Source organism: Tsuneonella rigui (assembly GCF_003958625.1).
Classification (GTDB): Bacteria; Pseudomonadota; Alphaproteobacteria; order Sphingomonadales; family Sphingomonadaceae; genus Tsuneonella; species Tsuneonella rigui.
In genome coordinates, this window is sequence record NZ_RSEL01000024.1 from 85537 (window position 1) to 102819 (window position 17283).

A 17283-nucleotide genomic window follows, 5' to 3' on the forward strand; every position below is an offset into this window, starting at 1 on the left:
CACAGAGTTTCGCTCCCCAATTTGCGTGCCAAGTCCAACACTCGAAGTGGACAGCGCGCTGATGGCCGCCGAGCTGACCACCACCAATACGCTCTCCGATGCGCTGGTGATCCTAGGCGCCGCGGGGATCGTCATCCCGGTCTTCCACCGCTTCCGCATCACCCCGGTCATCGGGTTCATTCTGATCGGCATCCTCGTCGGCCCGTTCGGCCTGGGCCGGCTGGTTCCCGACAACCCGTGGCTCTTCCACTTCACCATCACCGAACCCGAGGCGCTCGAACCGTTTGCCGAGTTCGGCATCGTCCTGCTGCTGTTCACCATCGGGCTGGAGCTGTCGTTCAACCGATTGTGGTCGATGCGGAAGCTGGTGTTCGGCCTCGGAGCGCTGGAGCTGCTGCTGATCGGTGCGCTGCTGGCCATCGCGCTGGCGGTGATCGGCGAAGGCTGGACCGGCGCCGCCGCGCTCGGCTTTGCGCTGGCGCTCAGTTCGACCGCAATCGTGCTGCCAATTTCCGGCACGACCAGCCCGGTGGGCCGCGCGGCGCTGTCGATGCTATTGTTCGAAGACATCGCGATCGTGCCGATCATCTTCGTGCTCGGCGCGCTGGCTCCCTATGCGCAGGCTGATGGCCTCGATGGACTGGTGCGCACCTTGTGGCAGGGCGCGTTGGTGGTCGCCGCGCTGCTTATCGCCGGACGCATCGCCTTGCCGCGCCTGTTCGGTCAGGCGGCGCGCACCAAGAGCCCCGAATTGTTCCTTGCGGCGAGCCTGCTGGTCGTGATCGGCGCCAGCCTGGCAACTTCAGCGGTGGGCCTGTCGCCGATCGTCGGCGCGCTGATCGCGGGCTTGCTCATCGCTGAGACCGAATACCATGGCGAGGTCGAGAGCATCATCGAGCCGTTCAAGGGCCTCGCGCTCGGCATTTTCCTGATCACCGTCGGCATGAGCGTCGACCTCGCGCGCATCTGGGCGGAGTTCGGCTCGATCGCTCTGGCGGTGGTGGGTGTGCTTGCGCTGAAGGCGGTGGTTACGGGCCTTCTGCTACGCATGATGGGCGCGCGGCGCGGCACCGCCGCCGAGACAGGCCTCCTTATGTCGAGCCCGAGCGAGACGACGCTGATCGTCCTCACCGCGGCGACTGTGGCGCAAGTGATCGACCGCGAGACGGCGCAGTTCTGGCAGATCGTCACCGCCATCGGGCTCACCATCACCCCGCTGCTCGCCCGCCTCGGCAACCTGGTCGCGCGCCAGGTCGAGCCGCTGCCGGAGGTGCAGGACGACCTCGGCGAAGGGCGTGCGATCATCGTCGGCGCGGGCCGCGTCGGGCGGCTGGTGGCGGACATGCTCACCGTCCACGGCATTCCCTACATCGCGGTCGACAGCGACTCCGATCTCGTCCTGCGCGGGCGGCGGCGGGGCTACCGCGCAACCTTCGGCGATGCCGGGCGCGGGCCGACGCTCGACCGCCTCGGGGTGGACCGCGCGCCCGCGGTGATCCTCACGATGGACGAGCCGGTCCTGGCGCAGCGGCTGACCGCCAAGCTGCGCAAGGCCTATCCCGACCTGCCGATCATCGCCCGCGCCCGCGACCTGACGCACGCCGCGGCGCTCTATCGGGCCGGGGCGAGCACCGCGGTGCCGGAGACTCTAGAAAGCTCGCTCCAGCTATCGGAAGCGGTGCTGGTCGATCTGGGCGTCGCGATGGGCCCGGTGATCGCCTCGATCCACGAAAAGCGCGACTCCTTCCGCGAGCGGATTCGCGAGGAAGCGGACCTGCAATACAAGCCCAAGCTGCGCACCAGCATCGCCGATCCCGGATAGAAGCCGCCGCCCGTTCGTTGGTTCAGCGTAAAAAGGAGATTTCCATGCGCAACGACAACCAGAACGCCCAGTCGCCGGAAGCCATGAAGCCCTCGCACCAGACCGGCGAGGAAAACGGAGTGATCAAAGGTCAGCAGCGTGAAGGCAACCGCTCGCCCCTCACCGACACGCCGCGCGGCAGCGAGCCGGAGACACGCGGGACCAGCGGCCGCCGCGGCTAACCGTCAGGCGGTTGCGGGTGCGCTCTCGAGCGCGCGCCGCACCGCCGCGATGGCCTCGTCCGCTTTGCTCGCATCGGGTCCGCCGCCCTGCGCCATGTCGGGCCGGCCGCCGCCGCCCTTGCCGCCGAGCGCCTCGACGCCCGCGCGCACCAGCGCAACGGCATCGTACCGGCTGGTAAGATCATCAGTCACCGCCGCCGCAATCGCCGCGCGGCCGTCGTTGACCGCGACGATCGCCGCCACGCCCGAGCCCATCCGCGCCTTCGCTTCGTCGAGCAGGCCGCGCAGTTCCTTGGCCTCGAGTCCTTCGATCACCTGGCCGGAGAACTTCACGCCGCCGACATCCTCGTCCGCCGGCCCGGCCTTCGCCCCGCCGCCGCCGAGCGCCAGCGCCTTGCGCGCATCGGCGAGCTCGCGTTCGAGCCGCTTGCGGTCGTCGAGCAGCGCAGCGATCCGGTTCGGCACCTCCTCGGGTGCCACCCGGATTGCCGCAGCGGCGTTCTTCAGTGCTTCCTCGCGCGCCACCAGCCATTCGCGCGCCGCCTCGCCGGTCAGCGCCTCGATCCGGCGCACGCCCGAGCTGACCGCGCTTTCGGAGACGATGCGGAAGAGCCCGATATCGCCCGTCGCCCGCACGTGGGTGCCGCCGCACAACTCCACCGAATACGTCCGCTCCTCGCCGGCACGGCCCATGCTCAGCACGCGCACTTCGTCGCCGTACTTCTCGCCGAACAGCGCCATCGCGCCCGCCGCGATCGCGTCGTCGGGGCTCATCAATCGGGTCGAGACGGTCTCGTTGGCGCGAATTTCCGCGTTCACCTCGGCCTCGACCGCGGCGATGTCCTCGGGCGTCAGCGGCTTGGGATGCGAGAAGTCGAACCGCAGCCGATCTTCCGCCACCAGCGAACCCTTCTGCGTCACGTGCTCGCCGAGCCGGCGCCGCAGTGCTTCGTGCATCAGGTGCGTAGCCGAGTGATTGGCGCGAATGCGGTCGCGCCGTTCGGCATCGACCCACAGGTGCACCGTGTCGCCGGCCTTGAGCGTCCCCGCCTCGACCGTGGCGTGATGCGCGTGCAGACGCCCGAGCGGCTTGCTCGTGTCGGTCACCGCGATCCGTAGACCTTCTGGAGTGGTGATCGTGCCCGCATCACCGGTCTGCCCGCCGCTTTCACCGTAGAACGGGGTCTGGTTGGTGAGCACCAGCACGCTATCGCCCGCGCCAGCGCTGCTCACCTCGGCGCCGTCCTTGATCAGCGCCACCACCCGGCCCTCGCCCTCGGTCGCGCTGTAGCCGGTGAACTCGGTCGCACCCTCGCGCTCGGCAATGTCGAACCACAGCTCGCCGTCGGCAGCCTGACCGGAGCCCTTCCACGCCGCGCGCGCCGCGGCCTTCTGCCGCGCCATCGCCGCATCGAAGCCTTCGCGGTCTACCGTCAGCCCGCGGCTGCGCAGCGCGTCTTCGGTGAGGTCGTACGGAAAGCCGTAAGTGTCATAGAGCTTGAACGCGGTCTCGCCGTCGAGGCTGGCGCCCTCGCCCATGCCGCCGGTCGCCTCGTCGAGCAGGCGCAGGCCGTTCGCCAGCGTCCGGCGAAACTGAGTCTCCTCGCGTTCGAGCGTCTCCTCGATCAGCGGCTGCGCGCGGCCGAGCTCGGGATAGGCCTGGCCCATCTCGGTCACCAGCGCAGGTACAAGGCGATGCATCAGCGGCTCGCTCGCGCCCAGTAGGTGCGCATGGCGCATCGCCCGCCGCATGATCCGCCGCAGCACATAGCCGCGCCCCTCATTCGACGGCAGCACGCCGTCGGCAAGAAGGAAACTGGTCGAGCGCAAATGATCGGCGATGACTTTGTGGCTCGGGCTCGCCGGATCGGCGCTGGTGAGATCGGCCGACGCCTCGATCAGCGCGCGCATCGTGGTCGTTTCGAACACCGTGTGCACGCCCTGCAGCACGGTCGAGACGCGCTCCAGCCCCATGCCCGTGTCGATCGACGGCTTGGGCAGGTCGCGCACGATCGTGCCCGCTTCCTGCTCGAACTGCATGAACACGAGGTTCCAGATCTCGACGTAGCGGTCGCCGTCCTCGTCCGGACTGCCCGGGGGGCCGCCGGCGATGCTGGCCCCATGATCGAAGAAGATTTCCGAGCAGGGACCGCACGGACCATCGTCGCCCATCGACCAGAAGTTGTCCTTGGTCGCGATGCGGATCAGCCGCTCATCGGGCAGCCCGGCGATCTTCTTCCAGAGGTCGTAGGCCTCGTCGTCGGTGTGATAGACGGTCGCGGTCAGCTTTTCGGCCGGGAGGCCCCAGTCCTTGGTCAGCAGGGTCCATGCATGATGGATCGCCTGTTCCTTGAAGTAATCGCCGAACGAGAAGTTGCCCATCATCTCGAAGAACGTGAGGTGCCGCGCGGTGTAGCCGACGTTGTCGAGATCGTTGTGCTTGCCGCCCGCGCGCACGCACTTCTGACTGCTCGCCGCGGTCGGGCTCGGCGGGGTTTCGAGGCCGGTGAACACGTTCTTGAACGGCACCATTCCCGCGTTGACGAACATCAGCGTCGGATCGTTGTACGGCACCAGCGGTGCACTCGGCACGACGCGGTGCCCTTCGCGCGCGAAGAAGTCGAGGAAGCTGCGGCGGATCTCGTTGGTCGAGGACATAATGCCGTGCAGGTAAATGCTGCAGCGCGGCACGACAAGCGGATTAAGGCGGCGGCACGTGCAAGCCGCGCGATCAAGCGTCAGGTGCGACCACCTTCAATGCGCGGGGCCGCGCCTTGAGGACGAGCGGCAATGGCAGCCGTAGCCGCTCGCCATCCAGTGCGATCTCGGTCTCGCCGAGTCCCTCGATACGTATCTCACGGGCGGTGGTAACGAGCGCGAAATCGCGCGCCCGGTCAGGCCGGCCCAGCATCACGCGCATCGCCGCACGGACCACACCGCCGCGCGTGAGCGGTGCGAGAGCGAATAGCGACAGCACGCCATCGTCGAGCGCGGCCCGTTCGTTCGGGCGGCCCTCCAGCACTTCGTAGAGATTATTGCCGATGAACAGCATCGCCGATCTTAGACGCTGCGGCTTGCCATCGATCTCCAGATCGAACGATTGCGGCCGGAGTTTGCGAAGCACACGCCAGCCCGCGACGATCGAGGCCGGTAGCTTCGACAGCGCGGACCTTTCCCGCTCGCGCACGAGCTGGGCATAGGCGCCCAGTGAAGCGTTATTTATGAACGTGCGGTCCCCAGCTTCGCCGAGGTCAACCGCGGTCGCGCGGCCCTGCGCGGCAAGCTTGGCTGCCTCCGCGAGATCGAGGGGAATACCGAGCTGGCGCGCGAAGTGATTGCGGGTGCCGAGCGGAAGGACCGCCAGTTCGCTTCCTGAGGCCGCCAGGATGCCGGCCGCGCTGCCGAGGGTGCCGTCGCCCCCGCCCACCACAAGGCGCGGGGCGCCTCGATGCCGCTCCACAGCGGCCGCGATGTCCTTGCCCTCGACAAGCTCAAGCGCAATGGACTGGCCCGCGTCGGCGAAGGCCTGCTCTATCGCATCGCCGAGCGCATCGCCCTTCGCGCTCGCGGTGCCGCCCGAGCGGTTGACGATAATTGGGAGCGGCGTGCCGACGGCCATGCTGGGCTGGAGTCCGTCGCCTCAACGGGTACGCGCAGAGACGATCCACGCCGCGCCCTGCATCGCCACAAGCTGTCCCTGGTCGTTGGCAGCGAGATAGCGGCGCAGCTTGTCTGTGAACTCGGCGCGAGCATGCTCATCGAGGCTCGCCGCCGCGCGCGCGGCCGGGCCGATGGCGAGAAAGTACGACAGCGCGTCCTCAACGGCATACTCACCGGTGCCCGCGATGTAGGCGAAATCGACCGGCTCGAACGCAATCTCCTTCCAGCCTGCCTGATCCAGAATCGATTCGACCCGGTCGCGGTCCGCGAAAGCAAAGGGACCTGGAGTCTCGGGCGCTTCCACCGGGATCGTTCCCTCCGGCAATAGCGCAGCCACCTGCTCGGCCCATGGGTTCTCGCTCCGGTCGCGGAAGCAGGAGAAGACCAGTCTCGCGTTGGGAGCTGCGCCCTTCGCGAGATTGGTGAACGCTCCCACCGGGTCGCCGAAGAACATGACGCCATGGCGCGAGACGACCAGGTCCGGCGAAAATTGCGAGCCGCGCCAAGTCGCCGCGTCGGCGACGAAGAACGTCACGTTGTCGAGGTGCGCCGCGCGTTCTCGGGCCGCTTCGACCAGGTCTTCGCTAATGTCGAGACCGATGATTTCCGCTTCGGAATGGCCTCGGCCCAGCGCGAGCGAGAGTTCACCGGCACCGCAACCCACATCGAGCGCTCGCGAGATCGGGCGAGCGCTGGCGCGAGCGAGGAGCCGGTCGGTGAGGCCGGCGAAGCTGCGGTCGGTGCGGCGCCACTCGTCGGCCCACTTGCGGCCTACTCGGCCCTCCCAATCGCTGCGATCCATGGTGACCCTCGTAATCGGTTGCGCCGACTACGGATTCGCGTGCTTGCCCGGCAAAAGCAAGCGATGCCTTCGGACCGCCTCGAGAAACGGAAAAGCCGGCGCGGCCCCAAAGGTGCTCACGCCGGCTTTCCAGGTGCTAGGGCGGCGAAAATGCGCACCCGTTGAGTGTCAGATGTCGTCGTCCGCGTCCGGGCCCGTCATCATCTCCTCGGCGACGGCGTCGGTCCGGCCGCGGATCGCGGCTTCCAACTTGTCGCAAACTTCGGGATTGTCCTTAAGGTACTGCTTGGCGTTCTCGCGGCCCTGGCCGATGCGGATGCTGTCGTAGCTGAACCAGCTGCCCGACTTCTCCACCAGCCCTGCCTTGACGCCAAGATCGAGGATCTCGCCGATCTTCGAGATGCCTTCGCCGTACATGATGTCGAATTCGACCTGCTTGAACGGCGGGGCGACCTTGTTCTTGACCACCTTCACCCGGGTCGAGTTGCCGACGATATCGTCGCGGTCCTTGATCTGTCCGGTGCGGCGGATGTCGAGACGCACCGAGGCGTAGAACTTGAGCGCGTTGCCGCCCGTGGTCGTCTCCGGATTGCCGTACATCACACCGATCTTCATGCGGAGCTGATTGATGAAGATCACCATGCACTTCGAACGGTTGATCGAGCCGGTCAGCTTGCGGAGCGACTGGCTCATCAGGCGGGCCTGGAGGCCGACGTGGCTATCGCCCATCTCGCCCTCGATCTCGGCCCGCGGGACCAGTGCCGCAACCGAATCGACCACCAGCACGTCGATCGCGTTCGAGCGCACCAGCGTGTCGGTGATCTCGAGCGCCTGCTCGCCCGTATCGGGCTGCGAGACGATCAGTTCATCGATGTTGACGCCGAGCTTCTTGGCATAAACCGGGTCGAGCGCGTGCTCGGCATCGACGAACGCGGCGGTGCCGCCGTTCTTCTGCGCTTCGGCGATCACATGCAGCGCGAGCGTGGTCTTGCCCGAACTTTCGGGGCCGTAGACCTCGATCACGCGGCCCTTGGGCAACCCGCCCACGCCGAGCGCGATGTCGAGGCCGAGGCTTCCGGTCGAAATCGTTTCGACCTGCATCGTTTCCTTCTGGCCCAGCTTCATCGCCGAGCCCTTGCCGAATGCGCGGTCGATCTGCGCAAGCGCGGCGTCGAGCGCCTTCTGACGGTCCGTGTCCAAATCCTTGCCTTCCACCAGCTTCAAGTTCGCTGCCGCCATGACACACCCTTTCGCGCTTTGCCTAGACCCGCAGGCCGACTGTCAACGAAAGGCGATGTATCTGCTTTGTTCCACCGGAACAAGAGGGGAACGCAAATTTGTTTCCCACAGCGGCAACGGCTTGTCAGTCGGAGTAGGTCCAGTCGAGATCGCGGGTGCCATTCCCCGGCACGGTCACCTCTACGATCCGAGCACCATCCTTGACCCGGACATTGCGCAGCCCGGAGAACTGACCTTCGCCGGCGCTTCCAACCGTCAATCGGACGGTAACCGGTGTGGGCAATGCGTTCGTAAGGACCGCGAGCATGCGCGCCTTGATCCGCTCGTTCCCGAGTTCCTCCATCCCGACCATCGTGCAGGACGCGAACACCTGTGTGCTTTGGCCGATACCGATCTCGACGTCTTGTCCGGACGCATAGTCGCGCAAGGTATGCCGGCCGACGAGTTGATCCCCACGCGGAGATCCTTCGAATACCGTAAGACCGCCCGTCGGCAGAGCGACCCCCAAGCCGTGCTCATCGTCATTCACTGTCGAGAGCAGGATCGATGCCGCTCGACTCTCGCCATCCGAACCGGCCCACGGTCCGCATTCCGAAGTGTAGAGCAGGCGCCCCTTCACCCCTTCGCGATCGAGGAAGGCAATCTGCTTTTGCCCCTTGGCGGCAACGGTAACCGGCTCGGGCACGCGATAGAGCTTCAAATCGGCGAGATCCTCCTGGCGCGCGACCATCGCGGGCGCGCGAGCTGCCCGGGCGCCGGTTACCATGATCGCCTCCATGGCCACCGGAGGGGGAGGCGGAGGAGGCGGAGGCGCCATGGGATAGGGTGGCGGCTCGGGATAGTCCTCCGGCGTGCCCTCGGCGGTGCTGCCGAGCGGGTAGCACAGCAGTTGCAGCGGCTTCGCGTCGGGCGGATCGGCCAGCGACTGATAATTGCTGACGACCTTCAACTTGCCCGCGACGGCCATCAGCTCGGCATCGGGGAAGCTCTGGCCGTTGTCGTTGACCAGCGTCAGCCAGCTGGTGAGGTGCATCCCGAGGTCATGCGCCGAGGATCCTTCAGTGAGCGTGGCGACATAGTTTGCCTGCCAGTCGAAGCCCCACGAGAGATAGGTCAGCGTGATCGTGTACGTGCCGCCCGCATCGGTGCGCGTGTCGATCGAATAGACCGGCTTGGCGGAAAGCCCCGCGGGTGCCCGGTCGAAGGTCACGTTCTCCGCCAGCCCGGAGCAGCGCACCGCTTCGAACCCATTGGCCGTTTGTAGCACGAGCCCGCCATCGCCGCGCGTGCGGACGATCGCGTCCTCGCTCGTTTCCGTACCGGTTCCCGGATTGGTGCGGGTGATGGTGACCCGGTTGCCGAGCGAGCCGTCAACCAGCGCGCCGGGACTCAGGAGGTCGGCGTTGCGATTCTTCTCGATCGTGCCGCCGGGCAAGCCGGTGACGATCGCGCTCACCGCGACCATTCCTTCGGCAACACCGTCGAAGCGGATGGTGGATTCGCCTGGCGGCAGCGTGACCTGGCGGGTCTCGCTGATCATCGCGAAGCCACGCGGCCAGTTGCGGTTGAGCTGCTGGTCCGGCGCGCGATAGGGGTCGCGGTAAATCGTCACCGACAGCGCGCTCGGCGGCGAAGCGTCGACCGCCTCGCGCGCCATCGTCTGCGAGGCGACACCCGCCAACAGCAGGGACAAGAATGCGCGCCGCATCGGCCGCGTCCTCAGTACCGCGTCTCGTAGGTTACCCGCACCTCCCGCTTGCCGTTCGCCGGCACGGTCACGAGGTACTTGCGGCGGTCGGTATTGATCTGCTCGCCGGGCACGTCCTCGCTGGTCACACGGAAGTCGCGGCTCCACCAGCTCCGGTCGAGCCCGCCCTGGGTGAGCTCGACCTCGACCGGAACCGGCTTTGCGTTGGTCAGCGTGTAGCGCATGGTCGTGCGCCAGAATTCGACCGGGCGTTCGGAGGTGACCGTGGTGGTGGTGCCGTCGTCGGCGATCGCGCGATAGCGGCCGCTTTGCTCCCACTGGTCAGAGGTGATCTTCTCGCGGCTGACAACGTCGGACTGGACGAACACGTCGAACGCATCGCCGGTCACCAGAGTCAGCGCGCTACCCATCGGGGTGTGGCCGATGTTGCTCTCGCCGATGAACTGCGGCGTGCCTTGCGCGTCGCGCTGATAGAAGCGGACGGTGCCGGCGGGAAGCGCATCGCCCAGGCCCTGCTCCCGCGCGGTGGAAAAGCCGATCGCGGTGGTCGCGTTGACCGGCGCACTGTCGTTGGCGAGCCAACCGATCGTGCGCGCGTAGACCTTCTTTGCGGGCACGCTCTGCACGTCGAGGAAGCTGACCTGCTTGGTCTGCGCGTTGGCGATCGTGGTCCGGCCGGGGAGCGGATAGAGGTAATAGTCGCCGAGCCGCTCGCGCCCCGCGGTCTCGGTCCCGGGCGTGAAGCCGCGCGGCGGCGGAGGCGAACTGCGGTAACCTCCGCTCGAGGGGCTGCCCGCGACCAGCACGGTGTCCGCGTTATGGAACGTGGTGCCGGAGTTGTTGGAGAGCGTGACCCAGCCCTGCATATCGGTTGTCGCCTTCGCCTCGTCGTACAGCGCGACGTAATCGGCCGACCAACCCAGACCGCTGGTGAGATAACGCAGGGCCGCGGGGCGTCGGCCCGGACGGTCGCTCTCGACCGTGACCGAGAGGGTCGGCCGGGCGCGCAAGTTGGGCGGCACCCCGTCGAACACTACGCGCGTGGGCAAGCCATCGTCGCGCAGGACCTCGATGCGGTCGCCGATCCGGACCACCACGCCGCCGGCGGTCGACAGCACGGTCGCGCTTTCGCGGGTCTCCTTGCCAGTGGCGGGATTGGTGCGGACCAGCGTGACCGTCTGGCCAATTGCCTTTTCCATCAACTTGCTGGGCGTGAGCAGGTCGTAGTCGAAGTTCTGCTCGACGATCCCCGCGCCATCGGCGTTGAAGCTCAGCGTCTCGGGCTGGATCTGCGCGGAGACATCGGGAAATTCGATCCGGCTGCGGCCATTGGCGATCGCGAGCTGGCGCACGTCCTGCACCAGCGCCCGGTTGTCGTTGTAGATCGTGACCGCGAGATCGCCCTGCGCGCTAGGCGAAGTCTCTGCGGTTTGCGCCGACGCGCCGCTCGCCAGTGCGAGCACCAGGGCCGATCCCAGGCCCAATCCCAAACCGTTCTTCGTCCGCATCGGATTCCCCATGTTCCCAGTTAGGCTACGCGTACCGTCTCAGCCGCGCTTGAATGGCAGTTATTGGATGTAACGGTGTATCATTGATGAACGAGGCGCAATCCCGCGCAGCGTTCGGGTCATGCCAGACCCAGGTGCGCGCGCTGGGTCGCGTCGGCTTCCGGCAACCGCCCGAAACGTCCGGCCCCACGCGATTGCGGATAACCCGGGCCGGATTGCCGGCCACCACGCAGTCATCGGGGACGCTGCGAAGCACCACCGCGCCGCCCGCGATTACCACCCCGCTGCCGATCGTCACACCGGGACCGATCATGGCGTTGCCGCCGATAAAGCACCGCTCACCGATGCGAATCGGCGCGATCGCGCCACCGGGCAGGCGGGCGGTGAGCACCGCGAGCGGGCCGATAGTGGTTTGATCGCCCACCGAAATTCCCCCGCGCATGCCGGGAATGAACCGTGCGCTGAGCGAAATGTCTACCTCGCCCGTGAGATGGAGCCCGGTAAACTTGCGCAGCCACCACGCGCGCGGGCGGGCGATCCAGTCGCGCAGCCACAAGAAGCGGTTGAGCGACCGTCCCCGTCCCATTGTCAGCCAGCCCCCTAACTTTGGATGTCTTGCGGTAAACATTACCGAAAATTAAAGGCTTGTCGATGGATCGCTCGATCGCAAACCGGCCTTCCAAATCGCTAAGGCAAATATACCAGTACCTCGTGCGGAGGTATTTCTGGGGCTCCACGGTCGCGTGGTCGGCGTGGATCGCGGCGACGGCACTGATCGACCGGACTTTTCCCGCTGGAATCGAAATATCCGACCGCGTGTGGATCGGGCCCTTCGCTCTGGTCCTGACGCACGACATGAGCCGCGGCATGTACCTCCCGACGCGGATCGGGGCCCGCAGCGTGATCGGCGCGCGCGCCGTCATCATGCCAGGCGTGACGATCGGCGAGGATTGCGTGGTCGATCCCGGCGCGGTGGTCTCGCGCGACATTCCATCGGGGCAGCGCGTGGCTGGCAATCCAGCGCGACCGTGGCGCGAGATCGCCTGACCCGGCGTTAGGCGACGCGCACCGATCCGAGCACACCGCCGACCTTGTCCGAGATCTGCTGAACGCTGAACGGCTTGGCGATGAAATGCATGTCGGCGATATCGATATCGCGGCGGAGTTGCTCCTCGGCATAGCCCGACATGAACAGGATCGGCAGTCCCGGCTTCACCTTGCGGATCGCGCGCGCCATCGCCGGGCCGTCCATCCCCGGCATCACCACGTCGCTCACGACCATGTCGAACACCCCGCCGTTGGCGACCGCCGCCAGTCCGGCCTCGCCTTCGGCACAGGCGGTGACCTGGTAGCCGGCGCGGGTCAGCGCCCGCTCGGCGACCGCGCGAACCATGTCCTCATCCTCGACCAGCAGGATCCTACCCCCACCCGACCATTGCGCGGCGGGCTTGGCCTCGACGATCCGCGCCTTGGGCACCTCGCCCTGATGGACCGGGAAATAGACGCTGAAGCGGGCGCCGGCGCGGCCGGTCGCGGTTGCTGGCACGTTGTCTGCGAAAATGAATCCGCCCGATTGCTTGACGATACCGTAGACGGTCGAGAGGCCGAGGCCGGTGCCCTTCCCCTGTTCCTTGGTGGTAAAGAAGGGTTCGAAGATCTTGGCGAGGTGCTCGGCCGGAATGCCGCCTCCAGTGTCCTGCACCACCAGCACCGTGTAGTCGCCTTCGGGCAGGATTTCGCTGCCCATTTGCCTCACGTCGCGCGCGGATATGCGCCGGGTCGACAGCGATAGCTTGCCGCCGCCCTCGCCTTTCGCCTGCATCGCATCGCGCGCGTTGACCGCGAGATTGACAATCACCTGTTCGAGCTGCTGCGGATCGGCGCGCACCGCGCCCAGATCACGGTCGTGATTGACCTTGAGCTCGATCTTTTCGCCGAGCAGGCGCTTGAGCAGAAGGCTGACCTCGCTGATGACGTCGGGCAGCTGCAGTACCTCGGGCCGCAGCGTCTGCTGACGGCTGAATGCGAGCAATTGCCGCGTCAATGCCGCGGCGCGGTTCGAATTGGCGCGGATCTGCTGGATATCGTCGTAGTCGCTGTCGCCCGGCGTGTGGCGCAGCAGCATGAGATCGCAGGTGCCGATCACCGCGGTCAGCACGTTGTTGAAATCATGCGCCACTCCGCCCGCGAGCTGGCCGACTGCCTGCATCTTGGTCGCCTGCGCGACCTGGCGCTTGAGCTTGGTCTCCTCGGTCGAATCGACCAGGCTCAGCAGCACCGCCGCTTCGCCGAGCCCGCGAACACCGGCGATGCCGAGCGAGACCGGGTCGTCCGCAGCGCCGCGCAAGCGCACAGCCATGTCGGTCGCGCTTGCCGCGCCCTTGCCGAACCGGCGCACCGCATCGACCAGCGCGCCCTTGTCCTCTGCGACGACGAGGTCCGAAGGGAACGGCGGAAGAAGTTCGTTTTCGATCCCCGCGGCGCGCCGGAATGGGGTGTTGGCGAACAGGAAGCGGCCATCTCGGTCGGTCATAGCAAGTCCGAGCGGGAGGGCCCCAAGCAAGGCTTCGAGCTGTGGGGTTGCCCCGGTGCCAGAAACCTCGACGCCGCCGCCAAGGCCGACCGCGACATCGACCAACAGCATCAGCGATGGGCCTTGATCAGCATCGGGCGCACGCGGATCGCGCGCGTCGCCGAGCGGGATGTGGATCAGGTTCTGCGGATTGCCTCGACGGCCCTCGCGGGCGAAGAAAATCCGTTCACGCTCGTCGGCGCGCAGCAGGGTTGCGAATTCCTGGCCCGCGAGCGTCGCGGCGGGGTCGCCAGTGGCGCGCTGCGCGAAGCCCGGCGCTGCGGCTCGGACCAGCCCGTCGGCTCCCACCAGCACCGCCTCGATCCCGCCGCGCGAGAGCAGACGGCCTAGCGCGCCGGCGATGCGAGCGCCCAGGTCCTCCGCGAAGTCTTCCTCGGCCAGTCCGACGAAACGCCAGACAAGATAGTCTTCGCCGCGTCCCGCCCGCTCTGCACGGGCGCTCCAGCTCGCGGTGCCGTCTGCTGACTCGACACTCTCAGCCGCGCCTTTTCCGTCCCGCCACGCTTCGCGCGCGGCCCGCGCCAAGGTTTCGAGCCCGGCCCGGTCGAGCGGGAGGTTGGGCGGCGCGCTGGCAGCGCCGAACCAATCGCTGAACGCCGTGTTGGCGCACACCAGCCGGTTGGCGCGATCGACGATCGCGACCGCTTCGCCCGGCCGCTCGATCGCGGCGACCGTCACCGACCAGTCGGGTGTGGCGACTTCCTCGGCCTTCCCGACCGGCCGCATACGCGCAATCGCGAGGCCTGCCGCGAGGAACACCGCGATCCCGCCAACGAACGCGATCATCGCGATCGCTTCGCCGCTCGCGAGCCAGATCAGCGCGGCGCTTATCACCAGCGCTCCGGCAAGCGCGCCTAGCAGTGGCAATGGCCGCGCGGCGGCGGCGTTCATGCCTCGCCCGTCCCTGCCGTCAGTTGTTCGCGCCGCACTCGCCGCTCGTGCAGTTTGCGCGCGCGCTTGTTGGCAACGACGAAGCGCCAGATGAAGCCGCTGACGAGATAGCTTACCGCCGAAGCGACCACCGCGAGCACGACCAGCCCGAACCCGGTCACCAGGGTCGCGCCGGTAAGCCACTGCAGCATGTCGCCGAACTCGCTGTGCTCCATCGCACTGTTGACCGGCGCCACCACGGTCATCGCATCGACCCGCAGCATCCACGCGCCGATGTTGTAGCCGAGCACCCAGATGAACGGCGTGGTGAAGGGATTGGTGACGAAGGTGGTCAGCGCGGCGACCGGTACGTTCGCCCGAACTGGCAGGCACAGCAGCGCCGAGAACAGGATCTGCGCGAAGGGTACGATGATCCCCACCAGCATGCCTAGCGCGACGCCGCGCGGCACTGAGCGGCGCGTAAAACGCCACAGCTCCGACCGCAGCACCCGGCTCGCGAACGGCCGCATGACGCGGCTCTGCTCCATCTGCGCGCGGGTGGGCAGGTTGCGCTGGATCCAGGCAGAGGTGCGTTCGAACATCGGTCGGGATAGCTCTTAGGAAATGACGCGCATGGCCGCTAGCCGCGCTCGCGCATCAGGCGGGCCTTGTCGCGCTGCCAATCGCGATCCTTGGTCGTTTGACGCTTGTCGGCCGAGTTCTTGCCCTTGGCCAGCGCCAGCTCGACTTTCGCCCGCCCGCGTCCATTGAAGTAAATCGACAGCGGCACCAGCGTCATGCCCTTTCGCTCGACCGCACCGGTCAGCTTGTCGATCTCGCGCGCGTTGAGCAGCAACTTGCGCGGCCGGCGCGGCTCGTGGTTGAAGCGGTTGCCGTGGCTGAACTCGGGCACGTTGGCGTTAACCAGCCAGACCGCGCCGTCGCGCACTTCGGCATAGCTTTCCGCGATCGTCGCCTCGCCCGCGCGCAGGGCCTTCACCTCGGTGCCGGTGAGCATCAGGCCGGCTTCGAACTTGTCCTCGATGAAATAGTCGTAGCGCGCGCGCCGATTCTCGGCGACGGTCTTCTGCTTGTCGAAAGTCTCGGGTTTCGGGCGGGCCATGGGCCGCGGCATGTAGGCGGTCTGCGGTGAATGCGAAAGGCGCCAATCGCCGCGTTGGGCATGCTAACATATGACAGCCGCGGAACCTCTTATCGTGCTCTGCCTTCATTCGTCGAAGGAGAGCGATTATGCCCCAAGGTGACAAGGACAAGTACACCGACAAACAGAAGCGCAAAGCGGAGCACATTGAAGAGGGATACGAAGACCGCGGTGTCTCCAAGAAGGAGGCCGAACGGCGCGCCTGGGCGACCGTCAACAAGGAAAGCGGCGGCGGCAACAAGTCCGGCTCGGGCCGCGGCAAGAAGGACACCCACGAGAGTAGCCGCAAGGGCGGCCGTAAATCTCAGTCCAATCGCAGCGCCGCCGATCGCTCGGCCGCGGCGAAGAAGGGTTGGGAGACGCGCCGCAAGAAGGGCAACGGCTAGGCGTCAGCTCCCGAGCAGCTCGGCCGGCAATGTCGGCTCGCTGAGGATCTTCTCCATCCGCTGCCAGCGGGCTTCGGTGGAGGAGCCGCGTTCGACGTAGCCGCGGACCATGTCCTGCCCCAGGCCGTAGTTGATGATGTAGCTGCGGTAGCCCTTGATGAAGCGCAGCGACTGGGCGGCGCGCTCGGGCGACACGAGCTGGTACTTCTGGAGCAGCCGCGTCGCCTCGGCCTCATCGATCTGGCCCGCAAGGAACTGCGCCGCGATTGTGTAGCGAGCGGAGGTCAGCCCCTTCATCTCCTTGTTCAGCGCGACATAGCGCGCGATCTCGCCGGTTGGTAGGCCCGCGAGCGGTGCGAGCACTTGGGTATCGAAGGCCACCGCTTCGCCTCCCGGAAACGCCAGATCGATTCCGTAGTTGGCCGATCCTTCCGCCAGCAGCGATTGCGGCGAGTACAGCGGATAGACGGTGAATTCCCGCCAGCCGCGGCCGTTGACCAGCTCCCGCTCGAGCAGAGCGTTGTACACGTGATGGCCCGGATACCCCTCATGGCAGCCGAGATCGATCGCCCGGTCGAGCCGCACCGGCAGGTCAGTATTGACCTCGATCTTCGAATGATAGCCGCCCTGATAGTAGTTGTAGCCGCTCCACGGCTTGTCGGTCACCAGGGCGAGTTCGAAGCGCTCTTTCGCCGGCAGCGCGATGTGCGCGAGCGTGCGCTTGCGGCATTCGGCAATGGCTGCGTCCATCACCGGACGCAGCCGGTCTGCGGGCACGTCGAAGCGTTTCTGGAATTCGTCGATGCGCTTCCACAGTGGGCCTTCGCCCGGCACCAGCCTCTCGATCTGCGCGATGACCGGATCGAAGCTGCTGAGCGCGGGCGTCTCCGGACGCACCCCGAACAGCCCTTGCGCTTCGTCCTGAAAACTCAGCTTCTCGCCCTGCAGCATCTGCAGGCGCGTGATGGCTGCGGTCAGCTGCGCCACAAGGAAGCGTGCGCGGCGCTGCTCGAGCGACGGTGTGGTGTCGGCGGCATCAGCGAACGCGGTCGCACGGTCTCGTAGGGCAAGCGCGCGGCTGGAGAGTTGGGCGAGCGACTGGTCCGGCGCTTCGGCTTTTGCCTGCGCCTGGACGGCCTCGGGACCGTAATAGGCGTCGATGTAACCGGCTTCCTTTTCACCGATCGTCAGTTGCAGCAGGACATAGTCGTCGGCGATCGCATTCAGCCCGGCAGGCTCGCCGCCCGAAGTAGTCGCACAAGCCGCGAGTGCAGCCGAAGCCAGCATCACCAGGACCTTCCGCACCACCATC

At 66.8% G+C, this 17283-nt stretch carries 15 protein-coding genes; 4 read left to right on the plus strand and 11 right to left on the minus strand.

Annotated features, from left to right (window positions below):
• Nucleotides 1-61: 61 nt before the first annotated feature.
• Together ELY12_RS10400 and ELY12_RS14330 are read left to right on the plus strand one after the other, a co-directional pair.
• The gene (locus ELY12_RS10400) at nucleotides 62-1822 is read left to right on the plus strand and encodes a cation:proton antiporter domain-containing protein (protein ID WP_126176711.1); all 1761 of its coding nucleotides are present in this window, start codon (nucleotides 62-64) and stop codon (nucleotides 1820-1822) included.
• Between the two features lie 44 nt (nucleotides 1823-1866).
• Nucleotides 1867-2043 (plus strand): hypothetical protein, encoded by a 177-nt coding sequence (locus ELY12_RS14330; RefSeq protein WP_164549477.1) that lies wholly within the window; start codon nucleotides 1867-1869, stop codon nucleotides 2041-2043.
• 3 nt (nucleotides 2044-2046) lie between these two features.
• Here ELY12_RS14330 and alaS read toward each other — a convergent pair whose 3' ends face one another.
• From alaS to ELY12_RS10435, 7 genes are all read right to left on the minus strand, one after another.
• Entirely contained in the window at nucleotides 2047-4701 is a 2655-nt protein-coding gene (gene alaS, locus ELY12_RS10405) for an alanine--tRNA ligase (RefSeq protein ID WP_126176639.1), read from the minus strand.
• A gap of 73 nt (nucleotides 4702-4774) precedes the next feature.
• Nucleotides 4775-5662, minus strand: coding sequence for a diacylglycerol/lipid kinase family protein (locus ELY12_RS10410; RefSeq protein WP_126176640.1), 888 nt, complete (start codon nucleotides 5660-5662; stop codon nucleotides 4775-4777).
• A 21-nt stretch (nucleotides 5663-5683) separates the two neighbouring features.
• Complete coding sequence (locus ELY12_RS10415; RefSeq protein WP_126176641.1) at nucleotides 5684-6505, minus strand: class I SAM-dependent methyltransferase; 822 nt, start codon at nucleotides 6503-6505, stop codon at nucleotides 5684-5686.
• Between the two features lie 168 nt (nucleotides 6506-6673).
• Nucleotides 6674-7744 carry a recombinase RecA gene (recA, locus tag ELY12_RS10420; protein WP_126176642.1) on the minus strand — a complete coding sequence of 357 codons (1071 nt, stop codon included), beginning with the start codon at nucleotides 7742-7744 and terminating at the stop codon, nucleotides 6674-6676.
• Nucleotides 7745-7868: 124 nt separating this feature from the next.
• On the minus strand, nucleotides 7869-9452 hold the full coding sequence (locus tag ELY12_RS10425) for a DUF4139 domain-containing protein (protein ID WP_126176643.1): 1584 nt from the start codon (nucleotides 9450-9452) through the stop codon (nucleotides 7869-7871).
• An 11-nt stretch (nucleotides 9453-9463) separates the two neighbouring features.
• Nucleotides 9464-10960 (minus strand): DUF4139 domain-containing protein, encoded by a 1497-nt coding sequence (locus tag ELY12_RS10430; protein ID WP_126176644.1) that lies wholly within the window; start codon nucleotides 10958-10960, stop codon nucleotides 9464-9466.
• A 25-nt stretch (nucleotides 10961-10985) separates the two neighbouring features.
• Nucleotides 10986-11516: an acyltransferase gene (locus ELY12_RS10435; RefSeq protein WP_164549478.1), complete on the minus strand. Its 531-nt coding sequence runs from the start codon at nucleotides 11514-11516 to the stop codon at nucleotides 10986-10988.
• A 95-nt stretch (nucleotides 11517-11611) separates the two neighbouring features.
• Between ELY12_RS10435 and ELY12_RS10440 the strand changes: the two genes are divergently transcribed.
• Nucleotides 11612-12007 (plus strand): acyltransferase, encoded by a 396-nt coding sequence (locus ELY12_RS10440; protein WP_126176646.1) that lies wholly within the window; start codon nucleotides 11612-11614, stop codon nucleotides 12005-12007.
• Nucleotides 12008-12014: 7 nt separating this feature from the next.
• Here ELY12_RS10440 and ELY12_RS10445 read toward each other — a convergent pair whose 3' ends face one another.
• From ELY12_RS10445 to smpB, 3 genes are read right to left on the minus strand one after another with little or no spacing between them, the layout of a single operon-like run.
• Nucleotides 12015-14444 (minus strand): hybrid sensor histidine kinase/response regulator, encoded by a 2430-nt coding sequence (locus tag ELY12_RS10445; protein ID WP_126176647.1) that lies wholly within the window; start codon nucleotides 14442-14444, stop codon nucleotides 12015-12017.
• Nucleotides 14441-15025, minus strand: coding sequence for a DUF2062 domain-containing protein (locus tag ELY12_RS10450; RefSeq protein ID WP_126176648.1), 585 nt, complete (start codon nucleotides 15023-15025; stop codon nucleotides 14441-14443). The genes ELY12_RS10445 and ELY12_RS10450 overlap by 4 nt, the downstream gene beginning before the upstream one ends.
• A gap of 38 nt (nucleotides 15026-15063) precedes the next feature.
• On the minus strand, nucleotides 15064-15546 hold the full coding sequence (gene smpB, locus ELY12_RS10455; protein WP_126176649.1) for an SsrA-binding protein SmpB: 483 nt from the start codon (nucleotides 15544-15546) through the stop codon (nucleotides 15064-15066).
• 128 nt (nucleotides 15547-15674) lie between these two features.
• Between smpB and ELY12_RS10460 the strand changes: the two genes are divergently transcribed.
• Nucleotides 15675-15971 carry a plasmid stabilization protein gene (locus ELY12_RS10460; protein ID WP_126176650.1) on the plus strand — a complete coding sequence of 99 codons (297 nt, stop codon included), beginning with the start codon at nucleotides 15675-15677 and terminating at the stop codon, nucleotides 15969-15971.
• 3 nt (nucleotides 15972-15974) lie between these two features.
• Here ELY12_RS10460 and ELY12_RS10465 read toward each other — a convergent pair whose 3' ends face one another.
• Entirely contained in the window at nucleotides 15975-17282 is a 1308-nt protein-coding gene (locus ELY12_RS10465) for a hypothetical protein (RefSeq protein ID WP_420907055.1), read from the minus strand.
• Between the last annotated feature and the right edge of the window lies 1 nt (nucleotide 17283).